This window comes from Streptococcus minor DSM 17118 (assembly GCF_000377005.1).
GTDB classification, from domain to species: domain Bacteria; phylum Bacillota; class Bacilli; order Lactobacillales; family Streptococcaceae; genus Streptococcus; species Streptococcus minor.
Map to the genome: position 1 here is coordinate 72,290 of NZ_AQYB01000030.1, position 20,890 is coordinate 93,179.

Annotated in this window: 27 protein-coding genes and 1 tRNA gene; 2 read left to right on the top strand and 26 right to left on the bottom strand. The window is 43.5% G+C overall.

Going from position 1 to position 20,890, the window contains the following annotated elements; all coding sequences use genetic code 11:
* A complete protein-coding gene (locus tag F602_RS0103965) occupies positions 1 to 879 on the top strand; it encodes an RluA family pseudouridine synthase (RefSeq protein WP_018166667.1) in 879 nt (292 codons plus the stop codon).
* A gap of 14 nt (positions 880 to 893) precedes the next feature.
* Here the strand turns inward: F602_RS0103965 and purR are convergent, their stop codons facing one another.
* From purR to rsgA, 6 genes are all read right to left on the bottom strand, one after another.
* On the bottom strand, positions 894 to 1,709 hold the full coding sequence (purR, locus tag F602_RS0103970) for a pur operon repressor (RefSeq protein WP_026183294.1): 816 nt from the start codon (positions 1,707 to 1,709) through the stop codon (positions 894 to 896).
* A 91-nt stretch (positions 1,710 to 1,800) separates the two neighbouring features.
* The gene (locus F602_RS0103975) at positions 1,801 to 2,745 is read right to left on the bottom strand and encodes a 3'-5' exoribonuclease YhaM family protein (protein ID WP_018166669.1); all 945 of its coding nucleotides are present in this window, start codon (positions 2,743 to 2,745) and stop codon (positions 1,801 to 1,803) included.
* Positions 2,735 to 3,979 (bottom strand): DNA recombination protein RmuC, encoded by a 1,245-nt coding sequence (locus F602_RS0103980; protein WP_018166670.1) that lies wholly within the window; start codon positions 3,977 to 3,979, stop codon positions 2,735 to 2,737. The genes F602_RS0103975 and F602_RS0103980 overlap by 11 nt, the downstream gene beginning before the upstream one ends.
* A 1-nt stretch (position 3,980) precedes the next feature.
* On the bottom strand, positions 3,981 to 4,613 hold the full coding sequence (locus tag F602_RS0103985) for a thiamine diphosphokinase (RefSeq protein ID WP_018166671.1): 633 nt from the start codon (positions 4,611 to 4,613) through the stop codon (positions 3,981 to 3,983).
* The gene (gene rpe / locus F602_RS0103990) at positions 4,606 to 5,265 is read right to left on the bottom strand and encodes a ribulose-phosphate 3-epimerase (protein WP_018166672.1); all 660 of its coding nucleotides are present in this window, start codon (positions 5,263 to 5,265) and stop codon (positions 4,606 to 4,608) included. The genes F602_RS0103985 and rpe overlap by 8 nt, the downstream gene beginning before the upstream one ends.
* A 23-nt stretch (positions 5,266 to 5,288) precedes the next feature.
* Complete coding sequence (gene rsgA, locus F602_RS0103995; RefSeq protein WP_018166673.1) at positions 5,289 to 6,164, bottom strand: ribosome small subunit-dependent GTPase A; 876 nt, start codon at positions 6,162 to 6,164, stop codon at positions 5,289 to 5,291.
* A gap of 166 nt (positions 6,165 to 6,330) precedes the next feature.
* Here rsgA and F602_RS0104000 point away from each other — a divergent pair.
* A tRNA-Leu gene (locus tag F602_RS0104000) sits at positions 6,331 to 6,412 on the top strand.
* Positions 6,413 to 6,479: 67 nt separating this feature from the next.
* Here F602_RS0104000 and F602_RS0104005 read toward each other — a convergent pair.
* The 20 genes from F602_RS0104005 to rnpA form a co-directional block, all read right to left on the bottom strand.
* A complete protein-coding gene (locus tag F602_RS0104005; RefSeq protein WP_018166674.1) occupies positions 6,480 to 6,845 on the bottom strand; it encodes a PTS glucitol/sorbitol transporter subunit IIA in 366 nt (121 codons plus the stop codon).
* Between the two features lie 120 nt (positions 6,846 to 6,965).
* The gene (gene srlE, locus F602_RS0104010; protein WP_018166675.1) at positions 6,966 to 7,955 is read right to left on the bottom strand and encodes a PTS glucitol/sorbitol transporter subunit IIB; all 990 of its coding nucleotides are present in this window, start codon (positions 7,953 to 7,955) and stop codon (positions 6,966 to 6,968) included.
* A 22-nt stretch (positions 7,956 to 7,977) separates the two neighbouring features.
* Complete coding sequence (gene srlA, locus F602_RS0104015; protein ID WP_018166676.1) at positions 7,978 to 8,520, bottom strand: PTS glucitol/sorbitol transporter subunit IIC; 543 nt, start codon at positions 8,518 to 8,520, stop codon at positions 7,978 to 7,980.
* 36 nt (positions 8,521 to 8,556) lie between these two features.
* Entirely contained in the window at positions 8,557 to 9,036 is a 480-nt protein-coding gene (locus F602_RS0104020) for a transcriptional regulator GutM (protein WP_018166677.1), read from the bottom strand.
* On the bottom strand, positions 9,037 to 10,902 hold the full coding sequence (locus tag F602_RS0104025; protein WP_018166678.1) for a BglG family transcription antiterminator: 1,866 nt from the start codon (positions 10,900 to 10,902) through the stop codon (positions 9,037 to 9,039).
* A gap of 16 nt (positions 10,903 to 10,918) precedes the next feature.
* Positions 10,919 to 11,719: an SDR family oxidoreductase gene (locus F602_RS0104030; RefSeq protein ID WP_018166679.1), complete on the bottom strand. Its 801-nt coding sequence runs from the start codon at positions 11,717 to 11,719 to the stop codon at positions 10,919 to 10,921.
* 166 nt (positions 11,720 to 11,885) lie between these two features.
* A complete protein-coding gene (rsmA, locus tag F602_RS0104035; protein ID WP_018166680.1) occupies positions 11,886 to 12,758 on the bottom strand; it encodes a 16S rRNA (adenine(1518)-N(6)/adenine(1519)-N(6))-dimethyltransferase RsmA in 873 nt (290 codons plus the stop codon).
* A 15-nt stretch (positions 12,759 to 12,773) separates the two neighbouring features.
* Positions 12,774 to 13,559: a hypothetical protein gene (locus F602_RS0104040; protein WP_018166681.1), complete on the bottom strand. Its 786-nt coding sequence runs from the start codon at positions 13,557 to 13,559 to the stop codon at positions 12,774 to 12,776.
* 340 nt (positions 13,560 to 13,899) lie between these two features.
* Positions 13,900 to 14,082, bottom strand: a complete 183-nt coding sequence (locus F602_RS11190) for an NUDIX domain-containing protein (protein ID WP_018166682.1) — start codon at positions 14,080 to 14,082, stop codon at positions 13,900 to 13,902.
* 7 nt (positions 14,083 to 14,089) lie between these two features.
* Positions 14,090 to 14,638 carry a hypothetical protein gene (locus tag F602_RS0104050; RefSeq protein WP_018166683.1) on the bottom strand — a complete coding sequence of 183 codons (549 nt, stop codon included), beginning with the start codon at positions 14,636 to 14,638 and terminating at the stop codon, positions 14,090 to 14,092.
* Positions 14,639 to 14,650: 12 nt separating this feature from the next.
* Positions 14,651 to 14,980 carry a type II toxin-antitoxin system RelE/ParE family toxin gene (locus tag F602_RS0104055; protein WP_018166684.1) on the bottom strand — a complete coding sequence of 110 codons (330 nt, stop codon included), beginning with the start codon at positions 14,978 to 14,980 and terminating at the stop codon, positions 14,651 to 14,653.
* The gene (gene relB / locus F602_RS0104060) at positions 14,970 to 15,257 is read right to left on the bottom strand and encodes a type II toxin-antitoxin system RelB/ParD family antitoxin (protein ID WP_018166685.1); all 288 of its coding nucleotides are present in this window, start codon (positions 15,255 to 15,257) and stop codon (positions 14,970 to 14,972) included. The genes F602_RS0104055 and relB overlap by 11 nt, the downstream gene beginning before the upstream one ends.
* Positions 15,258 to 15,348: 91 nt before the next feature.
* Positions 15,349 to 15,915: a ribonuclease M5 gene (gene rnmV / locus F602_RS0104065; RefSeq protein WP_026183295.1), complete on the bottom strand. Its 567-nt coding sequence runs from the start codon at positions 15,913 to 15,915 to the stop codon at positions 15,349 to 15,351.
* Complete coding sequence (locus F602_RS0104070; protein ID WP_018166687.1) at positions 15,908 to 16,681, bottom strand: TatD family hydrolase; 774 nt, start codon at positions 16,679 to 16,681, stop codon at positions 15,908 to 15,910. The genes rnmV and F602_RS0104070 overlap by 8 nt, the downstream gene beginning before the upstream one ends.
* 98 nt (positions 16,682 to 16,779) lie before the next feature.
* The gene (locus F602_RS0104075) at positions 16,780 to 17,274 is read right to left on the bottom strand and encodes a DUF1307 domain-containing protein (protein ID WP_018166688.1); all 495 of its coding nucleotides are present in this window, start codon (positions 17,272 to 17,274) and stop codon (positions 16,780 to 16,782) included.
* Between the two features lie 153 nt (positions 17,275 to 17,427).
* Positions 17,428 to 18,063 carry a deoxynucleoside kinase gene (locus F602_RS0104080; protein ID WP_026183296.1) on the bottom strand — a complete coding sequence of 212 codons (636 nt, stop codon included), beginning with the start codon at positions 18,061 to 18,063 and terminating at the stop codon, positions 17,428 to 17,430.
* 145 nt (positions 18,064 to 18,208) lie between these two features.
* A complete protein-coding gene (rpmH, locus tag F602_RS10720) occupies positions 18,209 to 18,346 on the bottom strand; it encodes a 50S ribosomal protein L34 (RefSeq protein ID WP_018368178.1) in 138 nt (45 codons plus the stop codon).
* A gap of 358 nt (positions 18,347 to 18,704) precedes the next feature.
* The gene (gene jag / locus F602_RS0104085) at positions 18,705 to 19,643 is read right to left on the bottom strand and encodes an RNA-binding cell elongation regulator Jag/EloR (protein WP_018166690.1); all 939 of its coding nucleotides are present in this window, start codon (positions 19,641 to 19,643) and stop codon (positions 18,705 to 18,707) included.
* Positions 19,644 to 19,654: 11 nt separating this feature from the next.
* Positions 19,655 to 20,467 (bottom strand): YidC/Oxa1 family membrane protein insertase, encoded by an 813-nt coding sequence (locus F602_RS0104090; RefSeq protein WP_018166691.1) that lies wholly within the window; start codon positions 20,465 to 20,467, stop codon positions 19,655 to 19,657.
* The gene (gene rnpA / locus F602_RS0104095; protein WP_018166692.1) at positions 20,451 to 20,810 is read right to left on the bottom strand and encodes a ribonuclease P protein component; all 360 of its coding nucleotides are present in this window, start codon (positions 20,808 to 20,810) and stop codon (positions 20,451 to 20,453) included. Before rnpA ends, F602_RS0104090 begins: the two co-directional genes overlap by 17 nt.
* Positions 20,811 to 20,890 lie beyond the last annotated feature (80 nt).

Genomic DNA, 20,890 nt, shown 5'->3' on the forward strand with positions numbered 1-20,890 from the left:
ATGCAGTTTACTATCTCTATACCCAAAAACTTTCCAGCCATGACTGTCAAAGAAGCGCTGGAGGATTATTTTCTCATTCCACGAAAAATCAGGCACTTTCTCCGTACCAAAAAGCATGTCCGCGTCAACAATCAGACTGTCAACTGGCAGAGTCCGATTGTGGCAGGTGATTTGTTGGAATTGCGTTTTGATACAGAAGATTATCCTGAAAAAAGGCTTCCTCTCGGAGACGCTACCTTAGTGGAAGAACTCTATCAAGATGATCACCTGATTATCGTCAATAAGCCAGAAGGCATGAAAACTCATGGCAATGAGCCAACAGAAATTGCTCTGTTGAACCATGTCTCCAGCTATGTGGGACAGACCTGCTATGTGGTTCACAGATTGGATATGGAGACAAGCGGGGCCATTCTCTTTGCCAAAAATCCTTTTATCCTTCCTATTCTCAACCGACTACTGGAAGATAAACGCATTTCCCGCGAATACCTTGCCCTCTGCCAAGGTCATCCGAAACAGGATAACATGACTGTCCGCCACAAACTAGGCCGTGATCGCCATGACAGGAGAAAACGGATTGTAGATTCCCGAAAAGGGAAGGCGGCTATCACCCATGTTCGCCTTCTTGAAAAAATCGGGCCCAATAGCATGGTAGCCTGTCAACTGGAAACAGGTCGTACCCATCAGATTCGCGTTCATCTAGCCTATGAGGGCCATGCGCTACTTGGCGACCCACTTTACAGTCAAAAAACTGCTCCGAGGCTCATGTTGCATGCACAAAAATTGAGCTTGACTCATCCTTTCACGCTAGAAGACATCCGTGTTACTGCAAGATCCGCTAGTTTTGAACACTATATCGAGCACATGAAAAGCGAGGCCTAATCCTCGCTTTTTACTTATTTATTGAAGAGATTCCCCAATTCAACTTGGACCTTTCCTTCTTTAACATCAATATTTGTCACTGCTAGGAGAGACTTGTAGTTGGCTACACTACGAGCCCCACTTTGGTTTTCAGCAAAGACAGCAACTCCAGCCAGACTACTATCAAATTCTGATAGGAGGCTAATCATACCGTTAATCGTACCACCATTTTTGAGAAAGTCATCCACGATAAGAACACGGCTTCCAGCAGGCAGGCTACGTTTGGATAGAAACATCTTTTCGATACGATCACTCGAACCTGATACATAATTGACGGATACGGTAGAACCTTCAGTAATCTTTAAATCGCGACGAACGATCACAAAGGGTACATTGAGAACATTGGCTACAGCATTTGCCAGAGGTACACCCTTGGTCGCAACAGTCATCACTGCATCAATATTTTCATGCATAAAAGCGTTCGCAATGATTCGGCCAACATTTTTTAAAATATGGGGAGTGGACAGTAGGTCAGATGAGTAGATATAGCCACCCGGCAAAATCCGGTTGCTTTCTGCCATTTTGACTTTCAAATCCTCAGCAATGGCTAATGATTCCGCATCAGAGATAGAAGGAGTGAAAACAACACCACCACTAGCCCCGGTGATTGTTTCAATATGGCCAATCGAACTCTCTTCAAAAGCCTTCTTAATGATGGCAATATCTTCAGAAATCGATGATTTAGCTGACTGGTACTTTTCAGCAAATGTATTGAGGCTAGTCAATTCGTAGGGATGGTTGATCAAATAATTAGAAATAACCACCATCCGTTCGCTTCTTCTAAGTTTCATACTTGTTGTCCTTCTTTATTTTTTTTCATTATACCACAATAAATAGAAAAAACGAACCTTTTACCTTAAAAAGTGTTCGTTTCATCGTTTTTTATTTGCTAATATTCGGCTTATAGAAGGCGCGGTTGTCCATGGCGAAGATACGGTTGGTCATCTCACCCTCGCTAACCTTATCAAGAGCTGTTATCATCATCATCATTTCCGCATCAATATTGTCAATCATGTGTAGGATCTCTGCTTCCATGATTTGCGGACGAACAGGACTACCATACTCCAACTGGCCATGGTGACTTAAAATCACATGACGCAAAACAATCACATCTTCTTTCTCATCATCTATACCTAACTCCATTAGGACCTTCGTGATTTCTTCGTCAATAAGGGAGATATGACCAATCAAATTGCCACGAACGGTATAGGAAGTATTATCTGGACCAGTCAACTCAATGACCTTCGCTAAATCATGGAGTAGGATACCTGCAAAGAGGAGGCTCTTGTTTAGCTGGGGATAGATGTCACCAATGGCATCTGCCAGACGAATCATAGTTGCTGTGTGATAGGACAAACCAGAGTAGAAAGCATGGTGGTTGGTCTTGGCTGCTGGGTAGGAATAGAACTCTTTTTCATACTTGCTGTACAGAGCACGTACGATACGCTGCCAAGTAGCATTTTCAATTCGGAAGACTATCTGACTCAAGTATTCCTTAGTATCCTTGACATCTACTGGCGGTTTTTCCTTAAAATCTGCAGGGTCATTGGGCTCATCAAAGCGAGGCAGACGCAGGGTGATTTGATTGACCTGGGGCATGTTATTGTAGACCTCACGACGACCTTGCATATGAACTACAACTCCCGCTGTAAAATCCTTGATTTTCCCTGGCTGAGCATCCCAGACATTGCCTGAAATTTCACCTGTATCATCTTGAAATGTCAAAGCTAGATAGTCTTTTCCAGCCCGAGTTTGGCGGACTTCCGCTGACTTGATTAAGTAGAACCCTTCAAAGAATTCATCCTTTTTCATTTGATTAATTTTCATCTATTCTCTCTTCTTCATTTATTTGTAGGAGATGTCTGGTTTGGTCATCCTCATAGAGTTCGATTGTCCGAAGTGTTCGCTCAATAGCAGATGTTCTACGATTTAAAAGCTCATCTAGGTTACTGCTGGCATTGCTGAGGTGCTTTTGGGCCTTGGCCAAAATACCACCAAACTTGCCAAATTCTCCCTTGACATTCCCCAAAATCTTGCTGATATCATTGGCAGATTTTTGGATGTTCAGCGTTTTAAAGCCTACCGATAGGGAGTTAAGTAAGGCCGATAAGGTGGACGGGCCTGCAACCACGATATGCTCATTGCGACGCAGACCATCAAAAAACTCCGGATTGCGGACAACCTCAGAATAAAGACCTTCTGTCGGTAAAAACAAAATCCCAAAATTAGTAGTTTCAGGTGGATTGAGGTACTTGGTTGAAATATCTTTAGCAAAACGTTTAATGGAGGCCAACAGCGTTTTTCGATAAAACTCGATCTGCCCCTTATCTCCCTCATCATACGCTTCTTCTAAACGATAATAATCTGCCAGTGGAAATTTGGAATCAATGGGGAGGTAGACATAATCATCTGTAGTCTGACCAGGCATCTTGACAGCATATTCCACCCGCTCACTGGAGCCTGACACAGTGGCAAATTCTCGCTCATACTGACTGGGAGTTAGTATATCTTCGATAATCTGGCCCAGCTGCAATTCCCCCATGATTCCCCGAGTCTTCGTATTGGAGAGAACTTTGTTGAGGGTACCGACATCACGAGCTACATTTTGCATTTCGCCTAAACCACGGTTGACTGATTCTAATTGCTTGGAAACCGTCTCGAAGGAAGCCTGAAGGCGGGTCTGTAAGGTTTTCTCTAGCTTCTCCTCCACAGTTTGTCGCATCTCTTCTAGGCGTTTTTCATTAGAAGTCTGCAAGGCTTGTAGGCGCTGATCGGTCGCATCTCGATTTTGCAACAGGCTCTGGTTCACGTCTTGGCGAATTTCTGTCAGGTGCTGGTAAAGTTCTCGGCGTAGTTCAGTTAGCTCTTGATTGACGAGCCCCTGTTGTTGCAACAGTTTCTGACTATTAGTTTCCAACTGATAGGTCAACTGGTCGGATAGCTGATCGGCTGTAGCCTCTGATTCCCTTGATAGCTGCTGACTCATAGCCTGAGTCTTCATCCAGAGGGCCAAGACACCCAGTAACATGAAGACCAAGAGGATAACAATGACAATCTCCATTCTAACTCCTATCCTTACTGTAAATGATGACGACATAGCCGGTATCGAGGCTTATTTGTATATCTCCTTCAAGAAATTCATTGCTTGAATAACATTTTTTAAAAAAGAAATTTTCTTCCTTCAATGGGTATTTCGCATTTTCGATGGTCAAACGGCTACCATCTGCAGGCATAAAAGAAATATAGGTCATGCCCTTCTTGGGTGACAAGCGGTGCTGACCTGCTGGGCGAAAGAGGATACGGTTGGTTGCACCTACCAACTCTATTTGTTGCATAAAAGGTGCCAAATCAGGCTCGCTTGCTAAGAATAGATTGGAAAGTAAATGATCAATCCTCCCACCTAAGGCTCCAAAAACTGTAGCATGAGCCTGAGGGTGGCGCTCAAAAATCGTCTTTAAAGCCAATTCCAAATCCGTATCATTTTTTTCAGCTGGCGCCTGAATGAGCTCTGTAGCTACTTGCTTAATCTGTTGAAAATCCGAGGGACTAACCGAATCAAAATCACCAATAGCCATATCCAACGGAAGACCGTGCTTTAGTAGAAAAAGAGAACCTGCATCCACTCCTACAAAGACATCAAAGTCTGTCTCCAACACATCCAAATCTCCACCTGCAAAGAAAGCAATTCTAATCATGAAGAGCTGCCTTCAAACTATCTACTCTAGCTTGGAGGTCACCCTTGAACAGATAGGATCCTGCTACAAAGACATTGGCTCCTGCTGCCTTTGCTGAATAAATCGTTTGATCATCGATGCCACCGTCAACTTCAATGTCAAAACTCAGACCCTTGGCCTCACGTAAAGCTACCAAATTTGCAATCTTATCTGCCATCTCAGGAATGTAAGCTTGACCACCAAAACCTGGATTGACAGTCATGATGAGAACTTGATCAGCTAAGTTGAGGACGTGCTCAATGGTAGCTAGAGGCGTTCCTGGATTGATAACGACACCAGCCTTCATGCCAGCAGCCTTTATTTTTTGTAGGGCTCCGTGGATATGAACGGTTGCTTCGGCATGAATAGTCAAAATATCTGCACCCGCACGTGCAAAGGTGTCAATATGATTTTCTGGATTAGAAACCATGAGATGGCAATCAAACACCAACTTGCTATGGGGACGCATGCTAGCAACCACATCTGCACCAAAGGAAATATTGGGCACAAAATGGCCATCCATCACATCAATGTGGACATAATCTACACCTGTTTCTTCCAGACGTTTTAGTTCTTTTTCAAAATTGGCATAATCTGCCGCTAGGATAGAGGGAGCGATTTTGTAACGAGACATAGGTACCAACTTTCTATTTTCTATTAGGAATTTTTCTTACTCACTTTTTTGTAAACTTCACGAGTCTGCTCGATTTCACTTAGAAATTGCAGGTAGTTATCATAGCGGCTTTGAGACACCAGATCAGTTTCTAGGGCTAGCTTGACTGCGCAATTTGGCTCATGGGTATGGGTACAGGTCCGGAATTTACATCCCTGGCTGACGTCGGCCAACTCAGGAAAGCAATCATTGAGGAGCTCAGCTTCCTTCACTTCATAGTCCAGAGAAGAAAAACCTGGTGTATCCGCAATCTTTCCGCCATTGACATTGTAAAAGCTCACTGCCCGCGTCGTATGGCGACCACGACCTAGACTATCTGAAATGTTCCCTGTTTCCAAGGCTAAATCTGGGGCGATTTTGTTGAGCAGGGTGGACTTGCCAACCCCCGTCTGGCCCATAAAGACAGTCACCTTATTTTCCAAATAGGGCAGCAACTCTTCTAGCCTATAAAGGAAAGCATAGCCGATGTTTTCATAAATAGCCTTAAAACGATCCAGTTGTGCAAGATCATCAACTAGATCTAGTTTACTAATATAGATAATGGGCTCGATTGTTTTTTGCTCCAAAAGCACCAGAAAACGATCCAACAAATTAGCGTTGAAATCTGGCTCCCTTGCAGACATGATGACTACTGCCTGATCGATATTGACAATGGGTGGTCGTACTAGACTGTTTTTGCGTTCATGAATATTTAAGATATAGCCTTCGGAATTGTCCTCTGCAGAAAAGTCTACAAAATCCCCTACATAGGGAGTCTGACCTTTTTTTCGAAAATTCCCGCGTGCCCGCGTCTGATACACTTGGCCATCTGCTTCTACATAGTAGAAACCTGCCAAGGATTTGATAATTCTACCTTGCAAATAAACTCCTTTTTTATGTACTGTCAAAATTACTTAATTACCCCTATTATACCAAAATTTTCAACAGGATGCGGCTTAGTCAGTCAGACCATTGATAAATTCTTTAATAAACAAAAAGAGAAACTTGTTTTTTGGGAAAAAATTGTGTATGATAATATCATCCCATGCGGAGGTGGTGGAACGGCAGACACGCATGCTTCAGGCGCATGTGCCCATCGGGTGTGAGGGTTCAAATCCCTTCCTCCGCATTGTAGACAAGAAACCCAAGTCAGATTACTGGCTTGGGTTTTGCTTTTCTAGCATATTTGGGATTGGCTAAGCCAAGAGCTGAATCACTGTCCCATCCTGTAAGCTTGGAAGGCTTTCCCCCTCAACATGGAGGGTGCCCGGAAGGCTTCCTGCACTGGAACCATCAAAATGAATACTGATATGGCCGAGGTTGCGAAGATTCTTCTCCACTACGTTACCAACAGCTGTAATCACAAACTCCTGCTGGTCTATCCGCAGTTTCCCCCCAACCGGGATGCTACCTCTTAGGTCTTTGTTATCAATGGTAAAACAAAATTCTGCAAGGTCTGCAGGGGCCCCCTCGCCGAAGAGGATCAGCATATTTGCCCCTTCAATCATCCCGAGCGCTTCTGGTCCAATGGCGACCACTCTAGTTTCAAAAATTACTGACATGTCTTTCCTCTTTTTTCTGTCATTGGCTGGTGAGGGTAGGAGTGGGTTCCTCAAGGAAACCCGCTCCCTTTTCTTCACCTCTATTATACTCTTTTCCTTTCTTTTTGAAAGAAGGGAATCTTATTGGTAGAGACCGATGGAGGCAATCCAAGCCGCTACGACACGGGGAACACCACTCAAGAAGCGAGAGTAGAGAACAGAGGGAACCCCAACTTCAACAGTCTCCGCTTCTGCTTCTGATAAACCTAGGGCAACTGGGATAAAGTCACAACCATTTTGCGTATTGATGGCAAAGAGGGCAGGGAGAGCCATTTGTGGCGGGATATTGCCCTTGCCGATTTCCACACCGATCAGGGTTCCGATGATTTGAGAGATGACCGCACCAGGTCCAAGCAGGGGTGAAAGGAAGGGCAGCGAACAGATGAAGCCGATGATGATGAGGCCCCACACATTTCCTGCCAGGGGAACCATGAGTTTGGCAATCCAATTCCCCACGCCAGAGCCATTGATAACCCCAATCAAGAGGGAAACAAAAGCCATGAAGGGCAGGATGGTATTGAGCATGGTTTGGATGGCATCGCGGGCTGCCTGGTTAAAGATGGCAACAACCTTACCAGCCCCCATCCCGATGCGGGCTACAAAACTGGATTCTGCTCGTTGTTCGGTAATTTTCTTGCTGGTGTCATAGGTCCCAACCTTTGGCTCTTCTGCCACTAGCCTTGCTTCGACTGCGGATTCACCAGTTGCTGAAATCTGGTCCACACCGACAGCTGATACATAAATATCCTCCGTGATGTATTGGGCCAGGGGGCCAGACTTGCCAGTCGCTACGATGTTGATGGTCGGAATCCCTTTTTTCGGATAGATGCCACAACGAAGAGTGCCTCCACAGTCTACGATGGCTAGGGCAATTTCTTCATCTGGAATAGATGTCTTGAAGCCATTGACGGCTTCCATCCCAGTCAAAGCGGCAATCTTATCCACAATCTCAGGCTTTTCACCGCCGCCAGTAATATAAATAAACTTATGTTTTTCTTCCGTTGGGGTAATCACGAGAGGACCGCCAAATCCACCGCTACCTTTGACAACTTTGATGCTTTGATATGCCATGATTGTTCTCCTTCGTCCTTTTCTAGTTCAATGTTTTGCTGAGGGTCACGCCCTGTTGCTTGCAGACCCAGGCAGTCGTAAAGTCTGTTATCCAGCCTGCAAAGAAGTTCATGACCAAGCCCACCAAGAGATAGCGAATGGCCAAATCCATGGTGCTCAGGCCCAGGGTTTCAATGCCTGATGCGATCCCAAGCCAAACAAAGAGCTCCCCTGGATTGATATGGGGAAATACCCCGTTAGAGGTGTGGCAAAACTGCATCTGGGAGGCAACATAGCTTGGCTTGTAAAATTCGGGCATAAAGCGCCCCATTGAAATGGCCATGGGATTTCCCAGCATAAAGGCTGAAATGAAGGGCAAAATCATGTAACGGCTGATGGGGTTCTTAGCGGACACCTGGGCCAGCTTATTGACCTTTTCTTCCCCAAGAATGGCAATGAGGGCGTTCATGGCCACCAAGAGCATGAGGACGACTGGTACAATGCCTGTCATCCAGGAAATAAAGGTGTCTCCTCCCAGTTGGAAGAGGCGCATAAAGCCTTCCGCAAAGTTAATAATGAAATCCATACTAAACTCCTTTTCTTCGAGCTTTCCTCGATTGTCTTAAGATTTTTTGAAATGATATTTGAAACGCGACAGTAAGTACTTGGCATTGGTCGTCACATCCAAGGCCGAGCCATATTTTGGAACATCCTGATAGTTACCAGCTTCCACGCGGAGAAAGACCTCACGCGCATCCTCTATGGCTATCTGAAGCAACTTATTTTCCTGGCGTACCAAGGGATTGTAGCGATCCAGATAGTGGATGTCCTGCCCGATATAGGCCGGCATGTCCTTGAAACGAGCCAGGATGGTCACTCCCTGCATCTTTTTCGCAGCCAGCACTTTTCCCTCCCTATCCAGGGCAAAGAGGACAATAGTGCCAGACTGAATCTTGCCAGAACGCCGTCCGATGGCAACCCGGCCCAGTTCCCTCAGCTGACCATAGGTGACATTGAAGTTTTTGAGCTGTTTCAAGCCAAGGAGGATCTGCAGGACATAGGCTGCCGCGCAAAATGCTCCAAACAGTATCATGCTGTTCATTTAAAAGACTCCTTTACTTCGTGTAAATGCAAGGAACTCTGCCTCTGTTGTCACCTTTTTCAGGTCCCCTTTGAGAGAGGCATCACTCGCAATCCTGAAAATGTCATCGTACAATTCCAGCAACTCCGTTTCCATCTGGTCTTGGACTTGTTGGGGAATGGCGACCAAAAAGATCAACTCCACCAGCCCTAGCTCATCTTGAAGAGGCTGATCCAAGATCCCCAACATGAGAATGGTCTGGCCCTCTTTTTGATTGATGGTGTGGGGAAAGCCAATCGCATTTCCAAAGATAGTGGACTGCTGCAACTCCCGATTTAGGGTCCGGTCCAGAAACTGACTGTCCACCAGACCCTCCCTTTCCAGACTAGCCACCATCTTCTCCAAATAAGCCTGATAGCTGGCTTCCTCAGAAAGACGGGCAAATTTCAAGGTGATGGTCTCCAGGTTTTTCTGATGGTAACGATTCACCCGCTGCCACTCATCCTCTAACCACTGATCATCAAAGAGCTTGGTCAGATGGACTACCGGGGATTTCAATCCCGTCAGTTTGAGGGGGATGGTCGTAAAAATGGCGAAATAATCATCATCCTCTAGCGGATTAAATTCTTCCTCTGAATACTGGGAGATGCTAATTCCCTGACCCAGAACCCGCCTCAGTTGCCGGCAAATCATGTTGGCAGTTCCCCGACCGGTCGTACAAACCACCGCAATCTTTCGTGTTCGCAACTGCTTGTCCGACTCTTCTTCTCGCAAGGCCAATTCAAAATAGAGGGCCAGATAGCTCAACTCAGAGAGGGCCAGTTGATAGCCAACGGATTGCTGCAATTCTTGGGCAGCAACCTTGGCCATCTCAAAGGCCAAGGGGTATTTGTTGGGAATGTCCCCATGGAAAATATCCTTGGCCTGCGCATGAAAGATGAGGCGATGGAGAAGAAACTTCAAGTGCCGGTGCATTTCTACATACAAGTTTTCCTCGTTAAAGGTCACTAGCAGGGTTTCCTTCACCTTTTTGACCATTTTTTGGAAAAGGGCCAAGAGTTCTCTGCTCGGACGGGGACGATAGGGCAGCCCATCGATATACTGGATATGGAGGGGAAAACTAATAAAGTCCTGCTCATACTGGCTGAGGGAGAGGTGGTAGGTCATCTCGATATGGTAGACCAACTGGTGCACCAGGTCTGAATCAGCCAGTTCATTGGTATAATAGGCAAGGGGTTGCTGCAGCTGCTGCCGCCTCCGCAGGCGAGCAATCGTAATGGCAATCGCCTTTGTGAGCAAGTCCTGGGTCTTCTTGGGCAGCTTGAAGGTCTGGTACAAGCCCTCTAAGAAGCACTGGCTTTCCTCCGTCAAACTGTCCGAGTCAAAGTAGGCATAGACATGGTGGATATAGAAGAGCCGCAAGTTCAGTTCTGAACCAGAAACTTCTAGTCCTCGATTGGGTCTTCCTAGGATGTTCACCTGATAGGCTGCTGCCAAGTCCTTGACCTGCCGCAAATCCTTGTTGATGGTGGTTCGACTCACCCCAATTTCTTCTGCTAAGTCATCAATCAGCAGTGGTTGGGAACTGCGAACCAGCCGTCTGATTAAGTAGGAAGTCCGTTTGCTGGAGGAATTAAAATCACTTCCCTTGCGCAAACTCCCTGCGAGGATATCTTCTAGCCTCCGATAATCATAGACTTCCAGGCTGACCAGCTGACCTTCCTGTTTGATTTGCAGGTCTGAATCCAACAGTTCGTTGAGCTGTTCGATGCTTTTTTGCAGGGTAGACAGGCTGATATTCAAATCTGAGCGCAACTCTTCCAGGGTCAGACGCTGCTGGGTCACTAAGAGTTCTAAGATACGATACCAACGATTGACTACTGCCACTTTTCTACCTCAACTTTTATCCTCGGGTTTTGCCACCCGCTACATTTGTTGTAATTCCTGTGATATAACTAGACCGATCCGAGATGTAATAGGCCACCAGGTCTGCCACCTCACGCAACTGCCCGCTGCGACCCAGGGGAGTCGTGCTGGTGGAGGCATAGCCTGCCCGTATCTCATCTACTGTCTTTCCTCTAGTATAGCCCAGCGCCTCCTCATAGGCAAGGGTCCGCAAACCTGTTGCTTCCATGATGCCTGGTGCAACACCCACGACGCGGACATTGTACTTGCCCAACTCTTTTGCCCAAGAGCGGGTATAACTATAGACCGCAGCCTTTGTGGCTGCATAGGCACTCTGGCCTTCCGAACCTTCCAGACCAGCTTCCGAAGCCATATTGATGATGACTCCCTTGCCCTTTTCAACTAAAATCCGGCCAACGGCCTGGCTGACCAAGTAGAGCCCCTTTTGGTTGATCATGGTGATTTTCTCAAATGTCGCATCATCCAATTCATATGGACCATGGGGATTCTTGGGATCCACTAAAAGTCTGGGAATGTTGATTCCCGCATTATTGACAACCGCATCAATGGTTCCAAAACGCTCCACCGTGGCTGAAACAGCCGCCTCTACCTGCTCTCTGGAGGTCACATCGACCTTCTGAAAGAAGAGGTTTTCATGACTTTCTCCATTGTCCGCAATGTCAAAATTAGCCACCTTAAGGCCCAATTCCAGCAGTTCATCTACTATGGCCTTCCCGATACCCGAGGAAGCCCCTGTGACCACCACTGTTTTACCAGCAATATTTAACCAATCTGCCATTTTTGTCCTCCTTTTGTAATCTATTGATTGACAAGTCTAGTATAAAACGCTTTCTCAGAATAATTAAGACACACTTTTTACTGGAGGAAAAAAATTTGCTGACCTAATTCACAACTATCGATTTTTCTGCAAAAAACTCTACCCTTTCGGGTAGAGCAACATACTTTTAGAATCCCACTTCTTTCAGACTATCCGCCAACTGGGCAAAATCTGCAATGGAGAGGGCTTCCCCGCGAATAGATGGGTTAATACCAGCTAGTTCCAGTGCTTTATCTAGTTTTTCCTTGGTCTCCTCTGATTTACCGAAATGACTAGTTAAATTGTTCCAGAGGGTCTTGCGACGATGGACAAAGCTGGCCTTGGACACCCGAAAGAAGAAATCTTCGTCACGGACTGCGACCAAGGGTTGTTCGCGCCGAACCATTTTGAGGATGGCGGAGTCCACATTTGGTGCCGGCACAAAGACGGTGCGAGGCACGATAAAAGCCACCTTGGCGGTCATATAATACTGAACTGCAATAGAGAGGCTCCCATAGGCCTTGGTATTGGGCTCAGCGGAAATACGGTCGGCTACCTCTCGCTGCATCATAACTACAAACTCACTGAAAGGAATCTTGCTCTCAATCAGGTGCATGAGGATGGGGGTGGTGATATAGTAAGGCAGATTGGCCACAACCTTGATAGGCAAATCTGGATTCTTAAAGTTCTGAATCTGAGTCTGCAAGTCTGTCTTTAAAATATCCTCATTGATGACGGTCACATTGTCAAAATCCTTCAAAGTATCCGCCAAAATCGGCACTAGCCGGTCGTCTATTTCAAAGGCCATGACCTCAGCTGCATTTTCTGCTAAAAACTCTGTGAGAGCCCCAATACCTGGACCAATCTCAATGACATTGACATTCTGGTCAATCTCCGCCGTGTCCACAATTTTCTGCAAAATATTGGTATCGGTCAAAAAGTTCTGACCAAAAGATTTCTTAAAGGTAAACCCATGGCGCTCAAGAACAGCGCGGGTAACGTTTTTGTCTGCGATATGCATGATAATTGTTTCTTTCTAAAAAATATTTATCCATCTAAAAAATTTTTTTACTGTAAATTCGTACCAGCTAAGATAATTCTGAGAATATTTAACGATATGTGTTATCAGGAGTATTATAAAGTAATTCACAGAAGAATATAATATAAGCATCCCTAAAAATACAAATAATGTCACGGTTCCTTGATTAATATTTTCTCCTACAACTTCCATATTCTTCTTCAAATATTCTGGGAAAAACATATTACTCATACTCAATATCGCTGAAACAATACCAATTAAAGAGGCTGGGCCAATGATTTTCTTCAGCAAATCGATATGAACATCAAAATCCGTCAAAATATTGTTAATTATGGATTCTCCACGATTACTGCCATTTCCATACCCCCAATGAACTATGATGATATCCACATAGTTCACCAATGTCAAGAATTCCATGGTAGTTAATATTCTAAGTTCAGTGGCAAAACCAAATCCTTCAATAAAGTCTAATGGAATTGGTAAAATTCTATACCACAAAACCGAGACAAATATCATATTTGGATATTGGATTATTGGTATATTAAGAAATGATTTAAATAACTTTTTATTCTTACAATTTAATAACTTCCTTAAATGTAATAAAGTGCTTTTTAATAACCGTACTTTTAAAATTTTATTAGGCAATAGTTTCAGAATAAAGTTAATTGTTTCGAATAAGACTTTTTTGATTGGAATCCAAATTAGAACAATCGGATATATTATCCAAAAAATAAGCAATGGAATTAGTATTAAAAATACCAAAATAGACTTAAAAATCAACATGTATCCTCTTTCAAAATTAATATTACTTGATAAACAAGCTTAGTCAAGCAACAACAATAAAATATTTTGAAATCCTCTAGACAACATCTCATCACTCCTCCCACTCAAAGAACTTTTCGAACGTCATTTAATGGCATATACATTCGCAGAACCTTGCAAATCTGTATACCAGCTGCATATTCCTCAAATCTGCACGGTCAATCCAGAAAACCTCGCCCTCAGCAGATGCCTGTATAGAGCCTGAGAAATGACTTGTTTTGTAGCAAAAAACCAGATAACGATAGTCGTCACTAGAGTCGCTCCAGTTTTGGATGCCACACAGTTCAAGATTAGATACCGTTTAACCCGTTTCTTCTTTGACCTCGCGAATGGCAGAGAAAATAATACTCTCTCCGTGTTCAACATGGCCACCAGGAAACGTGACTCCAGGCCACTTGACTGATTTTCTATCTTGCACCAATACCCGCTGACCGTCTGTAATCATGCACATGTTTGTTAGAATAACTTTCTCCGTCCTACTCATACTCCCCCTAATCTAAATTTTCAATATCATTTATAAAAAATGAAAGCAGGGCTTTTTCTTTAACTTTCTGTACACCTAAATCATTTCTCATCTCATTCATAAGTTGTTCAGATATTTTTAATAGTTTTTTACCATCTGACTTAGTTACTGCTTCCTTACGAAACTCCATCCAATGCTCTACTACTTTCTTTGAACCCCACAATGTTATTTCCTTACTAAATTTTATTAAATCTGCAATTTGTTCTTCGGATGAATAATCTGCTCCGTCCTTAGTTGATTGATTTATTTTGTAAATCATTTCAACAAAATGGAAGTAAGCCACTTCTCGTTTTTGTGTTAGATAATGCAATCTACTTTGCTTTATATCCCAAATTGCTTTAAGAGTCGTTGTAGTAATTGTTACAAAACCTGTAATAATTGCTACAACAATCACAGCATCATATGTTTTCAAAATAGACAGCACTTCTAACAACCAAGTAGATAGTACATACAGTATATATCCGACCGTTGCCAAACCTATGAGTCCTAAAAGAGCATTTCCTTCCTTTTTGTTCACTATATTCCCCCCTCACTTCAACAACTTGACATAATCACTCTTGGTTGCAAAAAGATGGCCGACTCGAACTTCATTTTTCACCACGCGATAAAGGGCAATGTAATCTTTTCCAATAACGTAACCTCGGGTCAGATGAGGCGGGTCTATCTGCTTACCAAAACGGTTATCGGCGTTAAAACCACGTTCAGGAAAAATTTGCAAACTCTCCAAAGCTTGGACAATCATACCAATTCGTCTTTTGGCAATTTCTTCTGAGAACTGTTCCGAGAAATAGGCGTAAATATCTGCCAATTCCTTCTCCACTGCTGGAGCAAGTATCACTGAATAAGACTCAAATTCCATACTTCTCTTTGACACTTTCTAGGCTAATCCCTTGACCTGCCTCAATCGCCTGTTGGTTTTCCTGGATTTCCTTCTGAAGCTGCAAAAACAACTCTTCCCTTTCCAATTCTTCTTCCGTAAGAAGAGGCAGTTCATTTTTTACAGCAATGTTTTGTAAGAAGAGATTGAAGCCAGCAGTCAAATCCAGCTGATTCATGGCAAACACTTCCTTGGCTTTCTCCAAGAGTCTGGAATCAGTTTTGAAATTTACTTGAGCATCTTTGTTTATAGTTATCAATCTAGTCCACCTCCTAGTTTTCTATATTGTAGCACAAATAGACGCTGCTGGCAATTTTCAAAAAAGCAGAAACCAACTGACAGTTCCCGCCTTATTCATCCTCCCCCATCACTTCCTCAACTTCTGCCAAACTAATCCCAAACAAGTCTAGGCGTTTGAGCAACTGCTTGCCATTGCAGTAGCCGATGCGCAAGCGCTCTCCCAGATATTCGCGGCGTTTGCGGCTGTCGCTACCCATGAGGAGGCCTAGGCGGATGAGGTCGGACTTAGTGATGTCGAAGTTGTTTTCGTCGTCGTAGGTGCCAAGGATGCTTGACAGGGCTTTTTGCAAATCCTCAAAACTAGCATGCTCAATGCCCAAGGAGCGCCCTCTGCTCTTGGACTTGGGAGTCGCTTCCTCCTGCTTTAAAAAGGCATGTTTTGCAGTGGGGACAGCCTGCATGATGATCTTGCGGATACGCTCACCATTGTAATCTGGATCGGTAAATACGATAACCCCACGCAAATCATTGAGCTTAGCGATACGCTCTAGATCATCCTCATTGATGGCGGATCCTCTTGTTTCGTAGGTATCCACTTCGTAAAATCGATGCAGATTGGCTGTGTCATCCTTCCCTTCAACTACAAGTACTTCTTGTATTTTGATTTTTTCAGTCAACTCTAAATAACCTCTTTGCATTCTGTGTCGTCGCTACGGCTATTTCCTCCACGGTGAGACCGCGTAAATCAGCTAGCATATCTACTACATAACGGGTGTAGGCAGTGCGGTTTTCCCGGCCACGTTTGGGCACAGGGGCTAGATAAGGAGCATCCGTTTCCACTAAGATGTTTTCTAAAGGAAGATGTTTGACTGCTTCTTGTAGGTCTGTTGATTTTTTAAAAGTGACCACACCAGAGAAAGAAATCATCATACCTAAGTCCACAAAGGCCTGCGCCTCAGCTAAAGTCCCAGAGAAAGAATGCATGATACCACCACGAGGTCCAACCCCAGCTTCCTTGATGACCGCATAGGTATCCTTCAAGGCATCCCTAGTATGGACAACAAAGGGTAAATCATGGTCCTTAGAGAGCTGAATTTGCCGCTGGAAAACCTCTATTTGGACTTCTTTGGGGTCTTCCATCCAGTAATAATCTAAGCCGATTTCACCCAAAGCTAAGACCTTGGGATGGGAGAGCTGACTGACTAACCAGTCCTCTACTTCCTGACTATAAGAACCCGCCTCGGTTGGGTGCCAACCGATAGTGGCATAAATTTCAGGGTGTTGGTCTGCCAATTCCAAAGCTTTTTCAATAGTTGGACGGTCAAACCCTACCACATTATGGGTAATCACACCCATTTCCTTGGCCAAGGCCAACTCTTCTTCCACTCGCCCATCAAAGGTTTCCACATTGAGGTGAGTATGAGTATCAAAGATTTCTAGCATGATTCTCAATCTTTCTTATTTTTCCTACCTATTATAACACATTCCATCCAACTCTTCCGATACGAAAAAGCACCGAACCTTGTTCGATGCCTCTTTTTTTATTCCAATTCTTCAAACTTACCGTCTTTGATTTCTTTAAATCCTTGAGTAATGAAATTATCTTTCGTTAGCTTGTAGCTAAGGTATTTCGCCTGTTCGCCATTAGAAGTCTGCAGTGGTATCAACTCACCTAATTTATCAAAATCCACCTTGTTCAAATCAACAGATGTTGTTTCAATGAAACGATCGTCCTTGTACACCACCTCATGGGTGATACCTTTGATACCATCCCAATCAGCACTACCATGCTCTTCCATCACCTTTTTGGCATCTTCTTCAGAATTAGCACCCAAAGCGGAATAAAGAACAGTAGTTGTCGATTTTAGTAAGGTCATCTTATCACCCTGATATTCAATGTGATTTCGAATATCACTTTGACCCGGCACCAGTAGTTGGAAATCGGCTGTATTTTTTGTAGCAGATGTACCGCAGGCCACTAGCACCACTGCGCCAAGTAGGGCAAACACACTCAAAACAATTTTTTTCAATTTCATAAAAGTTCCTCCTTCTGTCACTTTATTATAGTTTATCTACTTTTCAGGATTTACGCAAGCAAAAACCATTCTGTAACACACTTGTAAAGACAGAGTAACATTTTTTTCTTCTTTGTTGTCCAATGAAAAACAAGAGCACGAATGCCCTTATTCTTATCTTAGACCCAAAGTCTTCATTTCCTGCTCAATCAAACCGAAAGCTTTTTGCCAATCAGCCTCTTGGGAAATATCTAAATCATCTGTAGAGATCTTCATCTTTGGTCCGTAGTGATAGTCTTCATACCACTGACCATAATGCTGATGAAGCAGTTTATAGTAGGCTAACAGTTCAGGATTATCATCCACTTGCTCATAACTGCGTCCACGCTTTTGGATGTTTTCCATGATGGTTTCAAAGCTACCATCCAGATAAATCAGTAAATCAGGTGCCTTCTTAGGGAGAGCTTCGATTTCTTCCATCATATTATCCAAGAGTTCCAGATAGATGGCGTATTCTTCTTTGCTGATACTTCCCTGAATAGTATTGATATAGGTAAAAAGAGCATCCTCATAGATAGATCGATCTAAAATATTGTTTTCTGCCAGATAGGCCTCTTTGATAGACTTAAAACGCTTATTTAAAAAATAAATCTGCAAAACAAAGCCATAACGGGCCGGATCTTCATAATACTTATCTAAAATAGGGTTATCATCAACTGGCTCAAAGAAAGCTTCTGTCCCCAAAGCTTCTGCTAAACGAGTGGTATAGGTAGTCTTTCCGACTCCAATCATCCCTGCCAAAATAATCACTATCTCAATCACCTCCGATATAGGATGATAACACAATATATAGTATTTGTAAAGAACATTTTACTTTACAAAACACAAAATACGCTTCTCGTTTGAGAGAACAAAAAAAGACAACAGACTCGAGTTTCCGTTGACTTTTTCTAGATTATGCTACCGCAAGCACTTTGCGTCCCTTACGACGACGAGCTGCTAAGACGCGACGGCCGTTTTTAGTGGACATACGGTTACGGAATCCGTGTTTACGCGCGCGACGGATTTTACTTGGTTGAAAAGTACGTTTCACAATGAATACCTCCTCATAGATTTTCGTATTCGTTTAGCCGGCTAGTTTGATCAGTTACTAAACATACCCAACTATTCTATAACAACTACCAGACTTTGTCAAGCAAATCTTTCTTCTCCTGTAATTTTTCATTGATTTTATCTAACTTTTGGCAGGTTAGAAAGATGATCAATATGAGAAATATAGCAATCAATCAACGGTTAACAGAGACTAAAAATAAGTTCTAAATGGCTATCAGCAGTGCTTTCATTTCTGCGCGATAAAAAATGCAACTAACATCCTGTGAACTGTACATCAATCATTAGATGTCATATGCACGGTCTGGGAGTTCTAGTTGCATTTTAGTTATAGATTAAACTTAGTCGTTGCTACCTTCAATATCTACAACGACATAACGGTTTGGCTCGCTGCCTTCTGAATAGCTGGTGAGACCTGGCATTTTGGAAATAATGCGGTGGATAATCTTACGTTCACTGCTAGACATAGGGTCTGTATGGTAGGCTTCTTGATCTTCTAAGACACGTTCTGCCAATTTTTGGGCGTAGCCTTGGAGCACTTCTGCACGATGCTCTACGTAATCATTGACATTGATAGTGATATAAAAATTACGCTCATAGCTATTATATAGGAAGTTTTGAGCTAGGAGCTGCAAGGCTTTCAAGACCTTACCGTGATAGCCAATGACACGACCTGGCTCATTAGTATCTACTTGGATATTGATGGTACGACGGTTGTGGGACGTTTCGATGCGTGCTTCCACATCCATATCATCCAAAATTTCCTGTACATAGTCAGAGACTGCTACTACAACTTGGTTGATATCATAACTTGGTTCCACCTTGATGTCTAGGTCAGAAAAAGTCTCACTGCTTGGTTTGACATCTTCATCTTTGAGGATTTCAATACGACCTGTTTCTTCCAATATAGTTTTAGCTTCTTGGTCATTTTTTAAAATTTTAGCCTTGATACTTTCATCCAGAACTTGCCCAGATTTTTCAAATTCCTTAACAGCTGATACCACACGGCCGAGGTCAATTGTTGCTTCTGAGACACTCTTCACAGGCTCGTTGAGTTCATTGATTTCACTAGGTACTCCACGGACAGCCTTTTGATTGGCCTTCACCACGGTCGTCTCATTGATAACATCAATCTCTACTTGAGCTGGTTTTTTTCCAAAACCGAGGAAGCCCTTCTTTTCACGTGCTAAAACGGTGATATGAGCTTTTTTACGGGGGATATTCAATTCATTCAAACCATTCTGAATAGCTTCTTCAACTGTTTTTCCTGTAAATTTCATAACGATTTCTCCTATTTTCTCTTACGAGCTTTTTTCTGGGCGCGGCGAATCTTGGCTTGACGTTCTTTCTCAGCTTCGATTTTAGCCTGACGCTCCGCTACAATTTTAAAGGGATTGTTTAACAACAAGGTTTGGAAAACCTGAAAAGCATTGGATACGACCCAGTAAAGAGCAACCCCGCTGGCTGCATTAACTGCAAACCAGAAAATCATGAGGGGCATGAGGTAGGACATAACAGTCGTGGCCATGTTTTTTTCCAGAGCCGCTTTATTGGTCAGCCACATGCTTAGATAGGTAAAGAGGGCCGCTAGAATCGGAAGGATATAATAAGGGTCCTTTTCTCCCAGATTGAGCCAGAGAAATTGACCAACCTTAAGGGTGTCAATACGGGTCAGGGCCTGAAAGAGGGCCATCAAAATCGGGAGTTGGATAAAGATGGGAATAAAGGAAGCCGACATTTTGACGTCATTGTCCTTATAGAGCTGACGTGTCGCATCATTTAAAAGTTGGCGACTTTCCAAATCCGTCCCCGAGTAGCGCTCCTGCAATTCTTTCAGCTGTGGTTGAAGTTCTTGCATCTTACGCGTTGACTTCATCTGCATCTGGAAAAGAGGGAGTAGGAGAGCTCGAATCAAAATGGTAAAGAGGATGATCCCTACGCCAATTTGACCGTTTATGGACAAAAATTGAATGATTCTACCGAACCAATAAATCAGCTGTTCCCACTGTCCTGTTGATTCGCTAGTAACCGGACTAGTTCCACAGGCAGAGAGAAAGACGAGAGAGAGGGACAGGAGTACTGCCCATTTAAGTTTCTTTTTCAAGAGGTACACCTTCCTGGTATAGTTTGGCTAACTTTAAAACATGGAGTAGGTTTTGCTTTATTTCACGGTAGGTCAGCTCTTCCACACCTTTTCTAGCAATGATGACAAAGTCATCTGGTACAAGTTGGGATCGGCATTCTATCAAAACATGTCGAATTTTCCGTTTGATAGCGTTGCGTGTCACAGCATTTCCCAGCTTTTTACTGACAGACAGGCCTACTCGAAAGTGCTCCTGTTCCTTGGGCAAATGATAGACTACAAACTTGCGATTGGCTACGTTTTTACCCTGTGAAAAAATTTGGCTAAAATCCTGCTCACGCTTGACGCGATAGCTTTTTTTCAAAATGTTACTCCATCTTTCAAAATTACTATTATTATACCATAATTTTCAAAAAAGCCAATAAACTCTCAGTTTACCAGCTT